Here is a 15631-nt window from a genome sequence, read left to right on the forward strand (position 1 = left end):
CCGAACAGGCCAGTGATGCCGATGGCCAGTTGTCCGCCAAGCACCGGTGTGCCGAAAGTGTAAGTGGGATTCAAAAGAATCAGATCGGCCTGCGCGTTCAGACTGGCATTAAGATTGACGTTCACCGTTGCCGGGAATCTGCCGATCTGGATCTGCCTTGCCGCGGCGACGGCGCCCGATGCTTCGACCGAGGTGTGATAGTACACCGCGGCCATGGACCAGCCCGGCACCTGAGGTGTCGCTGCAAGGCTGCCGAAGCGTCCGGGAAGCCAGTAGGAAACGCCGCTTTCGTCGGCGTAGGCCGCCCCGGACATCGATCCCAACATTAGCAGAGCCGCGCCGAGGCCGCGGCACGTGCGCTGACGGTTGGAACTTCGCTTGGGAAGGTGGTGCGCCATATACCTGCTCCCAATGGCTGGAGACCACAGTGCTCTACCCGAGATTGCCATAGATATAATAGCTCGTCGTAGGCTATCGCTCTGAAAACGGTCCAGATCAAAAATCCTTCGCAACTGTTGCGCTAAAGTCGCGAGAACATCGCCTGCTATTCCTCCATCGGGCATTGCGAAAACGGCCCCGTCCACTTGATGTTCATTTGCTTCCAAATGGAAATATCTTCCTCCAGTCGTTCTTCATGTCGACAACGGTCCAGCCCATCGCCTGGGCCGCGTCGAGCGCTTTGTCGAGGCTGCCAATGGAGGAATGGCGATCGTAGGCCCATTCCCGTTCGGCGTCGGTATGGTGCACGATAAGGGCGAAGCGGACACCGCCGCCCCCCTTGGCCCATTCGAGCATTTGCAGGTCACCGTCGGAGTTGCCGAAAGCCGCGATCGGATGGCGGCCGATGTGCATCTGGATGCCGACGGGCTTGCCGGCCTTGTCGTCAATGAAATCGAGTTCGGGCAGTTTCATGAGAACGGGTTTGCCGTCGCGCAGCTCGAAGTTCAGCTTGCCGCTGCTGCCCACCACCTGCTCGGGCGGGACGCCATAGACCCGCTCGGCAAAGACGCGCATGAAGTCGATGCCGCCGCCGGAGACGATGAACGTCTTGAAGCCGTTGCCGCGCAGATAGGCGAGCAACTCCAGCATCGGCTGATAGACCATCTCGGTATAGAGGCGCCCGGTCACCGGGTGTTTGGCTGTGGCGATCCAGTCGCGCACGATCTGGTCGAATTCCACCGTGGTCATGCCGGAATGGGTGGCCGTCACGATCTGGAAGATGGCGGCCTCGCCGCCGGCGAGCGCGCCTTTGATGTCGCCCTTGAGCAGCGAGGCAAACGGCTCCTTGTCCTTCCACTCCGGATGCAGCGGGGCGAGCGCCTTCACGCGGTCGAATGCGAAGGCAGCCTGGAAATAGATCGGCTGCTCCGCCCACAAGGTGCCGTCATTGTCGAAGGTGGCAATCCGCTCGGCAGGCGGTACCAGGTCGGGCGAGCCTGGCTTCGTCACGCGCTCGACGAAGGTGACGATAGAATTTTTGGTCGCCGTATCATTCCACGACGGCAGCGGATCGGCCGCGGGCGTTTGCGCCAGGGCGGACACGACAGGAAACGCGGTGAACGCTGCAAACGCAGACAGCACCGCGCGGCGGTTCATAACGGAAACCCGTTGGCCGAAGCCATGTTCGGATCCTCTCTTGTTTTCCATTGTCCCTGCTTCGGATCGGGCACACGTCGACAACCAGGCTGCGGCCGCCATCACCTTCCGGCGATGGCGGACCGACCCGAATGCTAGCTCGCCACGACGATCGCCGGCGGCTTCCAGGTGCCGTTGCCGGGGGGCAGGATCGACGGGGCCTCGGTCTTCGGCCAGTACAGCCGCATGACGAGGTAAATATCCCCGTTAGGTGCTGGCAGCCAGTTGGATTCCTTGTCAGCGCCTGGCGATTTGTGCTGGATGTACAACGTCACTGAGCCGTCGGCATTCTTCTTCATGTCGGGCAGCATCGGCGAGTTGATCAGGTATCGGTTGATCGGATTTTCGATCAGCAACTGCGTCTTGCCATCATACATCGTCACCGACCAGAATGCATTTACGGGTGGAGCTTGTCCTGCCGGGAAGGTCAGCGTGTAATTGTGCTTGCTGCCGTCGAGCGCCTCACCATTGGCGAGAGCTTTGGTAAAGGGGTACATTGCCTCTTCCGCATCGTTGCCATAGATGCCGCCCTTGGCTGCGGCGGCTCGCTTCAGCCAGTCGCCGCTGAAGAATGCCCGGTCTCCGAACAGCGACCCGATTTTCCATCCATTGACCTCCTTTTGCCCGCCAGCAAGATACTTCTCAACCTTCTCCTCGCCGTCCTTCATGCCAAAGCCGATTTCGAGCTTGTGAGCAATCGGAAGTTCCTTGAAATCGAAGGTCTTGCCGGGGCCGACGCCAATGCGCGCGAGCCTCGCGCGGATTTCCTTTTCCTCCGGCCCCGCAGGTGCGAACTGCAAGGAGAAGTCGAGATATTCGAAGAAGTTCTTCTTCACCAACTCCTTGTCGATCTTGGGAAAGTCCACGGCGGCCGTACCGACTGTGACTGATTGCTTCAAATAGGCTGAGAGCGGCTGCACCTTAAATCCGGCCTGTATCTTCTCGACATTAGGCATGTCCGCCGGATTGAAAAGCTGCGTCCGATAGCCAGCGATGGAAAACTGCGTCGTGGACCGGAACACCTTCTTGATACCGGCAGGCGTTGCGCCCTGCCAGTCTGGTCCAGCAACCATATAGTCTCCGGCATCGCTGCCGGTCGCGCGGCTACCGATATATCCATAATTGAACGTGTTGCCGTCGCACAGCATGATCGAGTAGTAGCGCTTGGGATCCACCGCCGGCACCGAGAGGACAACCGGCTCCGCTCGCAGGTCCATCCAGGCAAACGAATACGGTGTGTCGCTGTTGGGGGTGATAACCGCGGTGTCCTTGTAGGTGAAGACCCGTGGCTCATTCTTGATCTGATTGAACGGCGCCTTGTATTGTCCCGAATTCTTGTCGACAGAATACTCGTACATCACAGCGTAGTTCATCACGATCGGGAGCCCGTAGATGAAGCCTTCCTCGGCGATGGCCTTGGCCTCGCGGATGTCCGGCCATTCCGTCTTGGCCTGCGCGTTGGCCGGGATAGCCTTGGTCGTCGTGACAGTGATTGCAGCAAGCGCCGCGGAACGGAGAAGGTCGCGTTTCGTCAACATGGTGCCGGCTCCTCTTCAGGGATGATTGTTTTCGCGCGGTCAAACGCCGGCGCCGAAGCGCCGGCGTGCCGTCAACTTTCATTGGGCCGAGATCCCCACCGTTGTTTGCGACCTCACGACCGGCGGCGGATTCCATTTTCCGGTCAGCGCCTCAGACTTCGGCGCGTACAGGCGCATCGTCAGGTTGAATGGCGCCTTCGGCGCTGGAAGCCAGTTGGCTTCGAGCTCCTTGCCGGGGCTCGCGTTCTGGAAATAGAGATCGAGCGAACCATCCGCATTGTACTTGAACGGCATCCAGCTACTCACCGCGAAGCGGTTCAGTGTGTTGCCGACCTGGAATCCGTCCTGATCGTAGAGCGTGATCGACCAGAACGCATTGACCGGAGGGGTGGCGCCCTTCTCGAAGGTGATGGTGTACTTGTTCGCGCCATCGAGCGGCTTGCCGGATTCATCGGCGAGATTGAGCGGATAGATGGCGTCCTCGACCACGTTCGCGCCCAGCCCCTGCTGCGAGAGAATGGCCCGCTTCAGGTAATAGTTGCCATAAACGCCCACGGTGTCGGTATTCATCGACCAGCCGTTGGCAACCCGCGCCAGCGTCGGCAGCTTCCAGGCCATCAGCTTTTGCGCATCCTTCGGTGCGGCTTCCACCGCCCGCTGCACGGTGGGATCGAGCTTGCCGATGTCAAAGCTCTTGCCAACTTCGATGCCGATTTTCTTCATCTGCGCGAGGATCGGCTCGTCGGTGATATGTGGCGGATGCAGCTTGAGCAACTCGGCGGCGTTGGCGAAATAGACGCCCGCCGACATGGTATCGACCTGGGTTTTTGGCGGTGTCTTCATATCGACGCTTGGGTCGGGCTTGAAATCAAGCGGTCTGGGCGCCTTGCCATATTCGGAAAGAAGCGTGACCTTGTAGCCGGCCTGGATTTTGCGAACCGCGTCATAGTCCGGCGGGCCGTCGGTCTTGGTCCGGCCGATCAGCCAGACGTAAGGCGTCGGCGCGTTGATGCGCTGGGTGTCTTTCGGAAGCTTGAACTCCTCGGCAAACTTGTCGCGCAGATCCGGCCGCCAGCCTGGGGGTGTCACCAGAAACGTCCCGGCCTTGGTGCCCGTCGTGCGCCAGCCTGGCGACGCAAAAACATCGGTCCACATGTCGAGCATCGGCAGCAGATAATAGCGTCCATCGGTATCCGGCGCCGAGATGACGACAGGCTCCTTGGTCATGTCCAGCCACGATACGGAATACAGCGTGTCGAAGTTGGAACGCACCACGCCCTTGAAATCCGCCGGCGGGTATTCGGCCACGTTGACGAACGTATTCATCGGGCCCTTGAAATCGGTGGTGCCGTTGGTGAACTGCTTGCGGGATACGTCCATCGACAGCAGCGGGTAGAAGTAGACGTAGGCGTCAACCGCGATGGCGTGCGCCTCCTGTTCGGTGATGGCCGCCTGGGCGAGCGCCGCGGGCGCGGCTGCCGCGCCGAGGCAGAGAGACAACGTCAGGGGCAGAAATCCTCGAAACATATCGGGTCCTCCTCTTCAGTGATGTAATACGGTCTCCATCGTCGGTTCGTTCGGAATTCGGCGTCGCGCGCTCGGCGGGTGCCGCGGGCGGTGCCGATTGTTTTTCATGGATGGCAGGGCTGCCGTGTGCTGGGCAGGCGCTATTTCGGTCCCGCACAACGTCGCGGTCACGCCGAGCGTTCCGAAATCTGATTCAGTGCTGTGATACGCATACATCATTCCTTGTACAGAAAACGACGGAGCCACTTGAATCGCTGGTGAGCGAGGGAGCGTGCAAATGAACGTGCGACGTCGACGCCGCATGGCGTCTGCATAATCGAAACAGGATTGCTGGGCGATAAAGCTTGTCGTTGAAGGGCACTTCGACGTGCGGCTTCGGCTACCTCCACCGCATCACGATAGCACAACCTAACAGTGAGGGCCAGCCATGATCACTATTCTGGCCTATATGGTCGTTCCGCTGTCGCTTGTGTCTCGAAATTCAAACTGGTGCGATGGGGGCGGGTTGTTTGGGTCTATCTCGCTGTTAACAGGCGGACCTATCCTCGCGACATTTCTCGCTCTTTTTAATTATCGAATGTGCAGGACAAATTGTGGCGATCCCGATCAAGCCGAACGTGCCGGTAAAGGCCAACGACGTGCTGTTTCAAATCGACCCAGTACAAGGTCACGCAGTTGCAGGCTTCGCTTGCCGGCGCAAAGCAGCCGGTCGAGATCCTGAAATCGAATTGCGAACTGGCAACGGCGAATGTCAGTGGGCTCACCACGCAGGTTGCCTACAACAAGAAGCGTCTTGCCGACGTCCAGACGCTGGCAGCGGATGATGCCAGCTCCAGTACGAGTCGGTGTCCACGCCGCCAAAGCGGCGCAGCAGAGCGCCAAGCTCGCGCTGGATCAGAGATCGGCGGCGTCAACACCACAGTCGCGCAGCTCAATAGCGCCAATGGGGAATTGTCGCAGCGACTGTTCGCGCGCCGACGGCTATGTCGCCGTTGTTCCATTGTCTGTCGGCGATCAAGCGCTGCAGCGCGTTCAGCGCGTCGTACGTCGTCGAGAACTTCGGCGGCGCGACGGTGCTTCCGGCGGAGATCTCGATACCCGACGGGATGAACCGTGACTCGCTTCGTCTGGATATCCGCCGGCGCCACCGCTTTTGCCGGCAACGCGGGCGTGGTCGGTCTACTGGCGTCCATGCTGGTGTGGGCTAGCCATCGCAGAGCTTGTCAGCGCAATTGCCACACTTGAACTTGGCGCAAACAATTTTCGCAATCTGCTTCGCAATATCTTAGAGCAGCTAAACGCGCCTCAGGATCATCACCATGCGGACAATTGCAGAAAGTGCTTTTTCCTGACTGAGAGGGCCTTTCAGCGTGCGAGCAGGACGCCGGCCGAATACGAATGCCGCTTCTTTCGAGCCGCTCTTAGCGGATCAGAGCTCGATCTTCTGTGCGTCAACTCTGAACCACACGCGGCAGGCGAACTCTAATGGAGCCAATTGGCTGTCGCTGGACCAATGCCCGACTTCGGTTTTGGCCCGTTGCTGACCTTTGCCCGCAGAGCCGCAATGTCTGCTGCCCGGAGATGAACGGACCAAGGTGAAGCAATCTAGCAAGGCCAGCTTGTGACCCTGGGAAGCGCGCCGCGACAACCCACGCCGAACGAGCCGGACTCCACGTGACCATTCGCGTTGATCTACGCGGCGCGTTCCTTGTCTGACTGTTCCTCTACGGCGGTCGCGGTTTCTTCCAACCCCTTTTTGTAATTGCCTGCGAACCTCTCAATACTATCGACCCACATCCTCAGCATTGAGACCTGAAAGCGCATGATTGGGTTCAAAGCATTCATGCCGATTGTTGTCGCTGCGGCGATGCGTCTTTGTGGTTCGCGCGCGAACCGGTCTGAGTTAGCGGATTTGTCTGCCATGCTGCGCGCTCCTTCTTCTAGCGTTACTTGCCTGAAGCTAAGTGACGGGGTGTGCAATGCGTGAGGCTAAACGCTCGGCCAAAATTTGATCTACCGCGAGCCTCGCAGATCGGTCGTCATGCAATTCGTCTAGTTTCTTCAAGTAAGCGACCGCCGCAATTTGCAAGACATCGAAATCATCTCGCCGGTATCACGAAGATTGACGATGTAGCGGTAGAGGGCAGAGCGTCGAGTATCGTTCTCGCTGATCCCGTTGTGAAGCAGCAAGTAGTTCCGCCAAGCGAACGCACAGGCGCCTTCTATGGTCTGAGAAGTCATGTGCACCTCCCAGGCCAGAGAAAGACTGACGACCCGTTTCGTTCCGCGAATCTCCCGGATGTAGTATTGTTCCGTAGCTGCACTGCAGGATGTTTTTGCGGTCGGGCGGCGTCGATGCTGCAGTCGGCAACTGTCGATCGCGCATTTGGTCAATGCGATTGGGTTCGGACCGCCAAGAGCGCACGCATTTCAAGAGCGCACGCATTTCGCGTGGCGGGTATGCCCGAATGATCGTATGTGTTCCCCAGAAAAACGAGGCTGCGCCACGTATGAGACTTCCGGTTCTGGCCCTGAGCCGAACACCGAGTGAGCCGTCGCCGTGTCGGCTGTGCGAGGTAGACCGGACAGAGGCCGCCGAGCTAAGCTTGACCTGTGCGCGCGAGCGCGGCAGAGCGCGCAGGCAGAGCGCTTTCATACATTTCCTTTCCAGATCAGCCATCGGTAGACGCCGAACACGTTGATAAGTGTCACCACCACGTTTTGCACCATCAGCGCATATTCCGCTGTTAGATAGCCGACGACGATCCAGATCACCGATGCACCGCTCAGCACGACGAAGGCCCAGCCGGTAATGAGTGGCCGGGCCCGGGCAGCTAGGATCAGCCCGGCGCCGATCGTGCCGACTGTCGCCACCCAACGCAGGATTTCATCCATGACACTTGTGCTCCCCGAAAGCCGACGTCGGAGCGTCGCTCGGCGATTTGCCTATAAGGGCGCAGTAAGGGGCAGGCCGCCGGAGTGGAACTTTCCGTCTCGTGCGCCGACCATCATGCGACCACCGCCCGAGCGACTTGGCTCCACAGTGGCGGCGGAAGGTCAGGGCACACGTGGTGATCCCGTGAAGCATCAACTCCGCTGCGCGAAATCGGAAGCTCCTTTTTTCTCATCCCCGAACAGCGTTTCCATCAACGGGGGCTGGCACATTGGCCCGAGCCGCCGAACTGAAATCGGAGCCAAGGACTTCTGCGGCAACGAGCTGATCAAATTAGCGCGACTTCCGCTGTTGGCCCAAAGCGCGTGTCGGGAAACTGCTGCGATTCGGCGGCCATTGGAGCGTAAGCAGACATCCGGCGAATAAACTGCAAATGGCGCTCCTGCCCCATCTCGGGATTAGGCCCTAGTCCAGCAGCGGCCCGATATGCTTTGATGCGTACTCATCCGCTATACGCGAGCCACGGCGTCGAGAGGCGGCCGTAGCGCTCCAACTTAGAATGAATGTGGCCGACCCCATCTACGACTTGGAGGATATCATGAGCGCAGACTCGGAAATCAGATCTGCGGGCGCCAACATTCAGGCAAGCACTATCAGCACCATTGTACTTGGCTTTGCAGCCGATCCGATGGCGCGTTGGGTTTGGCCCGATTCATCCGAATATCTCAGGATTATGCCTCAATTCGTCAAGGCATTTGGCGGACGGGCATTCGAGCATGGCACAGCTTACATCACAGAAGGGGCTCGCGCGGCCGCCCTGTGGCTGCCGCCCGGCGTCGAGCCCGATGAAATGGCCATGGACGCACTCATGGCGCAATCCCTACGTCCGGAGATCGCCGATGATATTGGACACATGCTCCAGGGAATGGCCGAACATCATCCACACGAGCCCCATTGGTATCTGCCTCTCCTTGCCTCCGATCCGAACTGGATCGGCCAAGGTCTCGGCACATTGTTGATGAAGCACGCTCTTCGACGATGCGACGAGGAGGGCATCGCCGCCTACCTCGAAAGTTCGAATCCGCGAAACATCTCCCTTTATGAACGCCACGGCTTCAAGATCATCGGCGAGATACAACATGGTTCTTCGCCGACGATGACGCCAATGTTGCGGACAGCTTCTTGAACGGAATCCAATCTGTCGAAGAGAAGGGCTCGCAGCCGCCAATGCTTGTTGACTTCCGCTTGTGGCCCATGGCTGACCTCTGCCCAGTGCGCAGCCAGGTCCGCTTCCGAGAGGTGAGCTGTCCTTGCTCATATTGGGTGCCGACGGCAGCCTTTGACCCAACCATGACATCGACTGTGCGGTGCGGCAACGGCTTTCATGGAGGTTTTAAGCTACTATCAATGAGCCCGACTGAACGGCTACGATGCTGTCACCCAAGAACTTGGGAGCGCCCATGAGACGGCGGGAGTTGGTCACGCTGCTTGTCAGTGCGGCACCTCTGTGGCCGCTTACGGCTAGGGCGCAACAGTCAGCGGTACCTGTCATTGGTGTGCTGTCCGTGGGTTCACCTGACGTGGCGAGCCCTTATGACGCGGCGTTCGAAAGAGGTCTCGCTGAGAGGGGTTACGTAGTCGGAAGAAACGTCACGATAGAACGTAGGTGGGCACGAGGAAACCACAGTAGACTTCCGGAGCTCGCACAAGAGCTCTTGCACTTCAATCCAGCGTTGATCATCGGAGGGGGCAATGTGGTTGCGCTCGCCGCAAGGAGGGTAACTTCAACCATTCCGATCGTATTCATAATCGCGTCAGACCCCGTGAAGCTCGGACTGGCAAAGAGCTTCGCTCGTCCCGGAGGCAACGCTACGGGCATATCGATGATGACAGCGAGGCTTGTCCTCAAGCGTCTCGAACTGATCCAGGAGCTACTCCAGCAAAAGGCTACCGTCGGATTTTTGGTAAACCCTGACAATCAAGACTTGCTGCAGGAAATTGACGAGGTTGCCCGTTCGACCGGGCGGCCCTTGAAAGTCGCTAAGGCGCGCAACGCGGATGAACTCGAACCAGCTTTCAGGCAGCTTGTCGATACTCAAGTCGGGGCAGTCCTCGTCAGCAACGATGCGATTTTTTTTAACCTGCGTGTGCAACTTGTCGCATTGGCCAATCGTCATTCGCTTCCGGCGTCCTACGAATTTCGCGAATTTCCGGCGGCCGGTGGCCTGATGAGCTACGGGCCGAGCCTTGTCAGCACTTTTCAGAAAGCCGGCACTTACGCCGCACGTATTTTAGAAGGTGCTCGGCCGGAAGATTTGCCCATTCAGCAGCCCACCGAGTTCAATTTGGTTGTCAACTCAGCAACCGCGCGCTCCTTAGGCATCCAAATCCCGCCATCGCTGCTCGCCCGTGCCGACGAGGTGATCGAATAAGGCGCGACGAGACAGATCGATTGTTTGCTGGATGATGCGCTGAAGCTGCTACGGAACTTGACGTGATGGCGTCCGGCCGGACGCGGATGACGGACGGACGCATGGAGATTCGAAAACCCCGTGCACACGGAACTTCCCGCACCGGCGCCGACTTGAATCGGCAACGGAAGCACAGTCCGATGAATGCCGAAACGGAACTCAAATTCCGCCTTGCGCCGCGAAAGCTGTCATCCATCTTGCGCGACGGCGCTTTGAACGGACGACACAGCGACCGGTCGGAGCAGGCACTCGTGTCGACCTACTACGACACCAGCAAGCAGAAGCTCAGGCGCCATGGCCTCACGCTCCGCGTCCGCAAGGTTGGCGATCGCTATGTGCAGACCGTAAAGGCCGACGGCTCCGGAGCCGCGACGCGCGGCGAATGGGAGCATGAGGTCGCAGGCGCAAGGCCCGACTTGACGAAGGTCAAGAACACGCCTCTTGCGGATCTCGCGTCTAAAAAACTTCCGCGCAAGCTGCGGCCGGTGTTTCGGACCGAGGTTCATCGCACGACGGAAGCAAGGCGGGTGCGACGGAGCCAGATCGAGCTCGCCGTCGACCGTGGCCGCATCGGCGCCGGGCGGCGCTCGCGGCTGGTCGCCGAGCTCGAGCTGGAATTGAAATCCGGGCAAATCGCCGATCTGTTTCGACTGGCACGCAATGTCGAACGCAAAACGGGCGCCGAGCTCGATCTGCGCTCGAAAGCCGAGCGAGGCTTTCAACTCGTGACGGGAAACGGCGCAGGCGCGCAATACGCCGAACGGGTCGAGCTGAAACGAGAGCTCTCGCCGCGCAATGCCTTCGGCGTGATCGCACATTCGACGCTTCGCCAGATCACGGCGAATGCCGATCCCGTGCGGGACATGGATTCGGAAGGTGTCCACCAGATGCGCGTCGGCCTGCGGCGCCTGCGGGCGGCGATCTCGCTGTTCTCCGACATCCTCCCGCGCGCCAGCACGGAGCGGATCAAGGCCGAGCTCAAATGGCTCACGGGCGAGCTGGCGCCGGCGCGCGAGATCGACGTCTTTCTCACGGAAAGCATTCTGCCGATCGCGGACCAAGGCGTGCCGAATCGCGGCGCACGCGCGATCGCCGAGAAATTTTCCACGGAGCGAGGCGCAGCCTTCGCGCGCGCCCGCGAGGCCGTCGAATCGCCCCGCTACCGCCGCCTGCTGATCGACGTGATCGAGTGGATCGAAACCGGACAGCCCCGCCCCGATGACGACCGGTCGATTGCCGGTTACGCCGCGGCGGTGCTGGACCGCCGGATCAGGAAGGCGCGCAAGCAGGGCAAGCATCTGGACGATCTCGACCCGATGCAGCGTCACAGGCTGCGGATCAAGATCAAGAAGATCCGTTACGCCGTCGACTTCTTCAAGAGCCTGTATAGCGATCGCGACCAGAAACAGCTCGCAAATCTCTCCGATCAGCTGAAGCAGATCCAATCCGCGCTAGGATCGCTCAACGACTTCATGACGCATCGAGAGCTGGCGACGGAGACAGCGTTGGCGGCGCCGCCGGCGAACCGGCGCGCCGTGGCTTTTGCATCGGGGTTCATCGTCGGCCGGGACCGTGAGGCGGCGCGCGGCCTGATGAAGACCGCCGCCGGGGAGCTGCATCGATTGCACCGGCTGCACATCACACCGGGCAAATGACCATGGGAGAACCGGGATGTCATGGGTCGGCAGTTGGCGAAATCAGTTCGGCTCCATCCTGCGCATCATCAGCGAGACGGAGGAGCGCGTCGAAGGCACGTTCGAGACCGCGCTTGAAGACAGCGGCTTCTATGGACAAACGGTGCAGGTCACCGGATTTCATCGGGGCAATTGCATCGGCTTCGTCGCCGTGGGCTCGTCCGCCACGGGCGACAGCGTCGTTTCGTACACGGGATTGTTGCGTCACGGGAAAATGGAGACCGCTTGGTTCGTGGTTGCCGACCAGGCGCTGAGTGCCGCCAGCGAGGGCGACCCCGCAAAGCTCAGGCCATCGAACTGGTGGCGCGCCGTCACAACCAACGTCGATACTTTCGAACGGGTCTAGCGCCGTCCCCCCACCTGACGGACCTTTGAGCCAGAAAGCCCGGTGCCGCAACCATAGAGCTAGGGCCTTGTGATCGCCGGTTCCACAGGGACAATCTGCAGTCCGGCAGCGTTCAGCGCTTCAGTGATCTGCTTGGCCAGCAGCTTGGCTTCTTCAGGTCCGATTTCAGCGTCCGGAAGGCCCTTGAAGAACGCGCAAACCGTCGTCGCTATGATGGTATTGACCTGGTGCGGATCAATCATTTGCTGCACGCGACATTAAGAATGACTCCACCGGCGCGGCGGTCACCTGCCGGGCCGTGGCGGGTCATCGCAAGCCGAAGAACGAAAGAATGACGGCGATCACAACGATTAGCCCTATGAGGTAGATCAGACCGTTCATCGCAATTCTCCTTTCCCACGTGATGGGTTGGATTCATTCGAGGGTCGTCGCCGCGTCCCTGGCACTACCCTGCTGAACGGCCAGTTTTTCGAGCTCCACTTCCTTCTCGATGGCCGCCAGAGAGTTGCCGATCTTGTCGACGATCCTGGCCAGATCGGCATTGGAGATGCGAAGCCGCCTGCGTACCGACTTGACCTGCTCAGCGTTCGCAAGATCGAGCGTCGTGCGAATGGGCCGTGGTGGTCTCGACGACAGCATGATCAGGTCTCCTTAACCTGGGTAAGAGAGACGATGTCTCCTTTGTTCCTACGTCCGCCAACGGAAGCTCCCAAGAGCGAAGATGATGCAACCGTCGCGCGCACCGCGGAGACGCCCACAACACTTCATCCCCGGGGCGCAACGCCATGACTCCGTACCGGGGTGAGCGCCGTCTCGAAAGTGGTGCGTTGCAATGCAGCTAGCTCTCGGCAATGGCATTGCTCGATAGCTCGAGTACCAGTCCGAGGTCACATTCCGGCATGAGGGGGGCGCGCTGCCGCCATTGGCACCCACCCCGTCGATCATGTAACCCACCCCAAAACCTTCTCGGGACGGGACGCTCATGACCACCGCCGCCGACGACGCGGGCACCGCCACCCGCGCGCTGATCTTCGCGCTGATCGCGCTCGCCTGCGGCCACATGCTGTCGACCTTGCTGCGCACCATTCCGGCCGTCAGCCTCGACCTGATGGCGGCGGATTTCCACATCGAGCCGCAGGCGCTGGCGAGCCTCACGTCGGTCTACCACTTCGCCTTTGCGGCCTCGCAGATCCCGGTCGGGGCGGCGATGGACCGGTTCGGCGTGCGGCCGGTGTCGCTCGCCCTGCTGGCGGGAACCGTGTTCGGCGCGATGGCCTCGGGGTTTGCGACGGGACCCGAGAGCTTCGCCGTCGGGCAGCTGCTGCTCGGCGTCGCGACTTCGGGCATGCTGATGTGCCCGATGACGCTCGCAGCCAAGCAATTGTCGGCGGAGCGGTTCGGATTGTGGTCGGGTGCCATCCTCTCGATCGGCAATATCGGCATGCTGCTGTCGGCGAGCCCGCTCGCCTTCGTGATCGACACTTACGGCTGGCGCGCGGGGTTCTGGATCTCCGCGATCGGCGGCGTCGTGGTGGCGCTCGCGGTGTTCGCGCTGGTGCCGCACCAGCCGGCCGAGCACAAGGACGATTCCTCGCCGCTGTCGCAGATGATCGATGTGGTCAGGCTTGGCCTGTCGCGGCCGCTGCGCGGCGTGATCGCGCTGGCGATGGTGTCGCTGGCGAGCACGCTGGTGCTGCGCGGCCTGTGGGGCGGGCCCTGGCTGATGGAGATCAAGGGACTGGCGCGGATCGAGGCCGGCAACCAGCTCGGCGCGTTCACGCTGGCGATGATCGCAGGCCCGCTGCTGGTCGGCATGATCGACCGCAGGCTCGGCCGCCGCCGCGAGCTGGTCGCCGGAACGCATGCGATCGCGGCGCTGCTGCTCGCGCTGATGGCGCTGGGAGCGCCGCACTTTGCCGTTGCATGGCTGTTCGGCGTGAACGTCATGCCGCCGTCCTACGATCTGGCATTGTTCGTGCTCATCGGGCTCTGCACGTCGGCGCAGCCGCTGCTGTTCGGCATGTCCAGGCAACTGGTCGATGCGCAGGTCGCCGGCAAGGCGCTTGCGGCCGTCAATCTCGCCTTCTTTCTCGGCACTGCGCTGATGCAATCCGTCACCGGCGCGGTGGCCGCGCTCGCGGGGCTGCCGGCAGTGCTGCTGTTCATGGCGGCGGCGCTGGCGCTCGGCGTGCTGATCTTCTTGATCTACACGCAGCGCGTCTGAGCCCCTTGCGAAATGCGGAAGCGCAGGAGATGCTGCGCCGCCATCCGCATCAAGGGAATTCGAGTCCATGCCTGTCGACACCAAAGCCGCCACCGATCGTCTCATGCGCTTCCTCGCCGTGGAGGGCGTCACCGGGCAGGAGGCGGCGATCGGGCGGGAGCTCACGGCTGCGCTGAAGGAAAGCGGTGTGCCGGCGGAGGCGATCCGGCTCGACGACGCCAATACGCGGATTCCGGTGCCGACCGAGACCGGCAACCTCATCGTCGACCTGCCCGGCCGCGGCGCGCTGCACAACCAGCCGCGGATCATGTTCATGACCCACATGGACACCGTGCCGCTGTGCGCCGGTGCCAAGCCAAAGTTGACGGGGCGCAAGATCGTCAACGACGCCAGGACCGCGCTCGGCGGCGACAATCGCTGCGGCTGCGGCGTGCTGGTGACGCTGGCCGCCGAGCTCGAAAAGCAGAAGCTCGATCATCCGCCGATCACGCTTCTGTTCTGCGTGCGCGAGGAGAGCGGGCTCTATGGCGCGCGGCACGTCAAGCTCGACGAGCTCGGGAAGCCGGTGATGGCGTTCAATTATGACGGCGGCTCGGCCTCCAATGTCGTGATCGGGGCGGTCGGCGCCGACCGCTGGACGGTCGAGATCTTCGGCCGCGCCTCGCATGCCGGCGTCGCACCGGAGCGCGGCATCTCCTCGACCATGATCATGGCGCTGGCGCTTGCGGAGGTGAAGGCCGGCGGCTGGTTCGGCAAGGTGGTGAAGGGCAAGAGGCAAGGCACCAGCAATGTCGGCCCTGTCACCGGTGGCGAAGGCCGCCCCGCGGGCGATGCCACCAACGTCGTCACCGACTACGTGCATGTGCGCGGCGAGAGCCGCAGCCATGACGGCAAGTTCTTCAAGGAGATCACCAAGGCCTACAAGGCCGCGTTCGAGAAAGCGGCCAAGAAGGTCACCAACGCGCAAGGCAAGTCCGGCAAGGTCAAGTTCAAGGCCGAGACCGACTATTATCCGTTCCGCATGAAGGAGAATCTGCCGGTGGTCAAACGCGCGATCGAGGCGGTGTCTGCCGTGGGCGGAACGGCGAACGTGCGCGCCGCCAATGGCGGCCTGGACGCCAACTGGATGGTCCGCCACGGCGTTCCGACCGTAACATTCGGCGCCGGCCAGAACGAGGCGCACACGGTCGACGAATGGATCAATCTCGACGAATACGACCGCGCCTGCGCGCTGGCGGTGCAACTCGCGACGATGCGGTAGATGGTAGGGTGGGTTAGCTCCGCGGATTGCGCGTAGTGCAAA

13 protein-coding genes and 1 pseudogene are annotated in these 15631 nt (G+C 61.0%); 6 read left to right on the forward strand and 8 right to left on the reverse strand.

From position 1 onward, the window contains the following. The 6 genes and pseudogenes from ACM43_RS20165 to ACM43_RS20190 all read right to left on the reverse strand — a co-directional run. Positions 1-326 (reverse strand): annotated as a pseudogene (locus ACM43_RS20165) (phenol degradation protein meta); the annotation flags it as partial. 265 nt (positions 327-591) lie between these two features. Next, entirely contained in the window at positions 592-1596 is a 1005-nt protein-coding gene (locus ACM43_RS20170; protein ID WP_271542302.1) for an HAD family hydrolase, read from the reverse strand. A gap of 134 nt (positions 1597-1730) precedes the next feature. After that, positions 1731-3173: a DUF1254 domain-containing protein gene (locus ACM43_RS20175; protein WP_271542304.1), complete on the reverse strand. Its 1443-nt coding sequence runs from the start codon at positions 3171-3173 to the stop codon at positions 1731-1733. Between the two features lie 78 nt (positions 3174-3251). Continuing rightward, a complete protein-coding gene (locus ACM43_RS20180; RefSeq protein ID WP_271542306.1) occupies positions 3252-4700 on the reverse strand; it encodes a DUF1254 domain-containing protein in 1449 nt (482 codons plus the stop codon). Between the two features lie 1692 nt (positions 4701-6392). Next, complete coding sequence (locus tag ACM43_RS20185; protein WP_271542308.1) at positions 6393-6623, reverse strand: hypothetical protein; 231 nt, start codon at positions 6621-6623, stop codon at positions 6393-6395. A 729-nt stretch (positions 6624-7352) separates the two neighbouring features. Further along, positions 7353-7595 carry a hypothetical protein gene (locus ACM43_RS20190; protein ID WP_051056887.1) on the reverse strand — a complete coding sequence of 81 codons (243 nt, stop codon included), beginning with the start codon at positions 7593-7595 and terminating at the stop codon, positions 7353-7355. 596 nt (positions 7596-8191) lie between these two features. Between ACM43_RS20190 and ACM43_RS20195 the strand changes: the two genes are divergently transcribed. The 4 genes from ACM43_RS20195 (at position 8192) to ACM43_RS20210 (ending at position 12104) form a co-directional block, all read left to right on the forward strand. Further along, a complete protein-coding gene (locus tag ACM43_RS20195; protein ID WP_271542312.1) occupies positions 8192-8779 on the forward strand; it encodes a GNAT family N-acetyltransferase in 588 nt (195 codons plus the stop codon). A 274-nt stretch (positions 8780-9053) separates the two neighbouring features. Further along, positions 9054-10025 (forward strand): ABC transporter substrate-binding protein, encoded by a 972-nt coding sequence (locus ACM43_RS20200; protein ID WP_157287054.1) that lies wholly within the window; start codon positions 9054-9056, stop codon positions 10023-10025. 179 nt (positions 10026-10204) lie between these two features. Next, on the forward strand, positions 10205-11719 hold the full coding sequence (locus ACM43_RS20205; protein ID WP_271542314.1) for a CYTH and CHAD domain-containing protein: 1515 nt from the start codon (positions 10205-10207) through the stop codon (positions 11717-11719). 16 nt (positions 11720-11735) lie between these two features. Next, positions 11736-12104 carry an avidin/streptavidin family protein gene (locus tag ACM43_RS20210; RefSeq protein WP_271542316.1) on the forward strand — a complete coding sequence of 123 codons (369 nt, stop codon included), beginning with the start codon at positions 11736-11738 and terminating at the stop codon, positions 12102-12104. Between the two features lie 59 nt (positions 12105-12163). Here ACM43_RS20210 and ACM43_RS20215 read toward each other — a convergent pair whose 3' ends face one another. Beyond that, complete coding sequence (locus ACM43_RS20215; RefSeq protein WP_271542317.1) at positions 12164-12346, reverse strand: hypothetical protein; 183 nt, start codon at positions 12344-12346, stop codon at positions 12164-12166. 172 nt (positions 12347-12518) lie between these two features. Continuing rightward, positions 12519-12743 carry a hypothetical protein gene (locus tag ACM43_RS20220; protein ID WP_271542319.1) on the reverse strand — a complete coding sequence of 75 codons (225 nt, stop codon included), beginning with the start codon at positions 12741-12743 and terminating at the stop codon, positions 12519-12521. Between the two features lie 343 nt (positions 12744-13086). Between ACM43_RS20220 and ACM43_RS20225 the strand changes: the two genes are divergently transcribed. Next, on the forward strand, positions 13087-14328 hold the full coding sequence (locus ACM43_RS20225; RefSeq protein WP_271542321.1) for an MFS transporter: 1242 nt from the start codon (positions 13087-13089) through the stop codon (positions 14326-14328). 67 nt (positions 14329-14395) lie between these two features. Beyond that, positions 14396-15589, forward strand: a complete 1194-nt coding sequence (locus ACM43_RS20230) for a M20/M25/M40 family metallo-hydrolase (RefSeq protein WP_271542323.1) — start codon at positions 14396-14398, stop codon at positions 15587-15589. Positions 15590-15631 lie beyond the last annotated feature (42 nt).

It is taken from the genome of Bradyrhizobium sp. CCBAU 45321, from assembly GCF_028128975.1.
Lineage (GTDB): Bacteria > Pseudomonadota > Alphaproteobacteria > Rhizobiales > Xanthobacteraceae > Bradyrhizobium > Bradyrhizobium yuanmingense.

What these genes read in the sequence shown, in the direction of transcription:
- ACM43_RS20220 (WP_271542319.1), bottom strand. Translation starts at nt 12,743, where the DNA reads ATGCTGTCGTCGAGACCACCACGGCCCATTCGCACGACGCTCGATCTT.
- ACM43_RS20185 (WP_271542308.1), bottom strand. Translation starts at nt 6,623, where the DNA reads ATGGCAGACAAATCCGCTAACTCAGACCGGTTCGCGCGCGAACCACAA.
- ACM43_RS20175 (WP_271542304.1), bottom strand. Translation starts at nt 3,173, where the DNA reads ATGTTGACGAAACGCGACCTTCTCCGTTCCGCGGCGCTTGCTGCAATC.
- ACM43_RS20210 (WP_271542316.1), top strand. Translation starts at nt 11,736, where the DNA reads ATGTCATGGGTCGGCAGTTGGCGAAATCAGTTCGGCTCCATCCTGCGC.
- ACM43_RS20195 (WP_271542312.1), top strand. Translation starts at nt 8,192, where the DNA reads ATGAGCGCAGACTCGGAAATCAGATCTGCGGGCGCCAACATTCAGGCA.
- ACM43_RS20225 (WP_271542321.1), top strand. Translation starts at nt 13,087, where the DNA reads ATGACCACCGCCGCCGACGACGCGGGCACCGCCACCCGCGCGCTGATC.
- ACM43_RS20170 (WP_271542302.1), bottom strand. Translation starts at nt 1,596, where the DNA reads ATGAACCGCCGCGCGGTGCTGTCTGCGTTTGCAGCGTTCACCGCGTTT.
- ACM43_RS20205 (WP_271542314.1), top strand. Translation starts at nt 10,205, where the DNA reads ATGAATGCCGAAACGGAACTCAAATTCCGCCTTGCGCCGCGAAAGCTG.
- ACM43_RS20180 (WP_271542306.1), bottom strand. Translation starts at nt 4,700, where the DNA reads ATGTTTCGAGGATTTCTGCCCCTGACGTTGTCTCTCTGCCTCGGCGCG.
- ACM43_RS20215 (WP_271542317.1), bottom strand. Translation starts at nt 12,346, where the DNA reads ATGATTGATCCGCACCAGGTCAATACCATCATAGCGACGACGGTTTGC.
- ACM43_RS20230 (WP_271542323.1), top strand. Translation starts at nt 14,396, where the DNA reads ATGCCTGTCGACACCAAAGCCGCCACCGATCGTCTCATGCGCTTCCTC.
- ACM43_RS20200 (WP_157287054.1), top strand. Translation starts at nt 9,054, where the DNA reads ATGAGACGGCGGGAGTTGGTCACGCTGCTTGTCAGTGCGGCACCTCTG.
- ACM43_RS20190 (WP_051056887.1), bottom strand. Translation starts at nt 7,595, where the DNA reads ATGGATGAAATCCTGCGTTGGGTGGCGACAGTCGGCACGATCGGCGCC.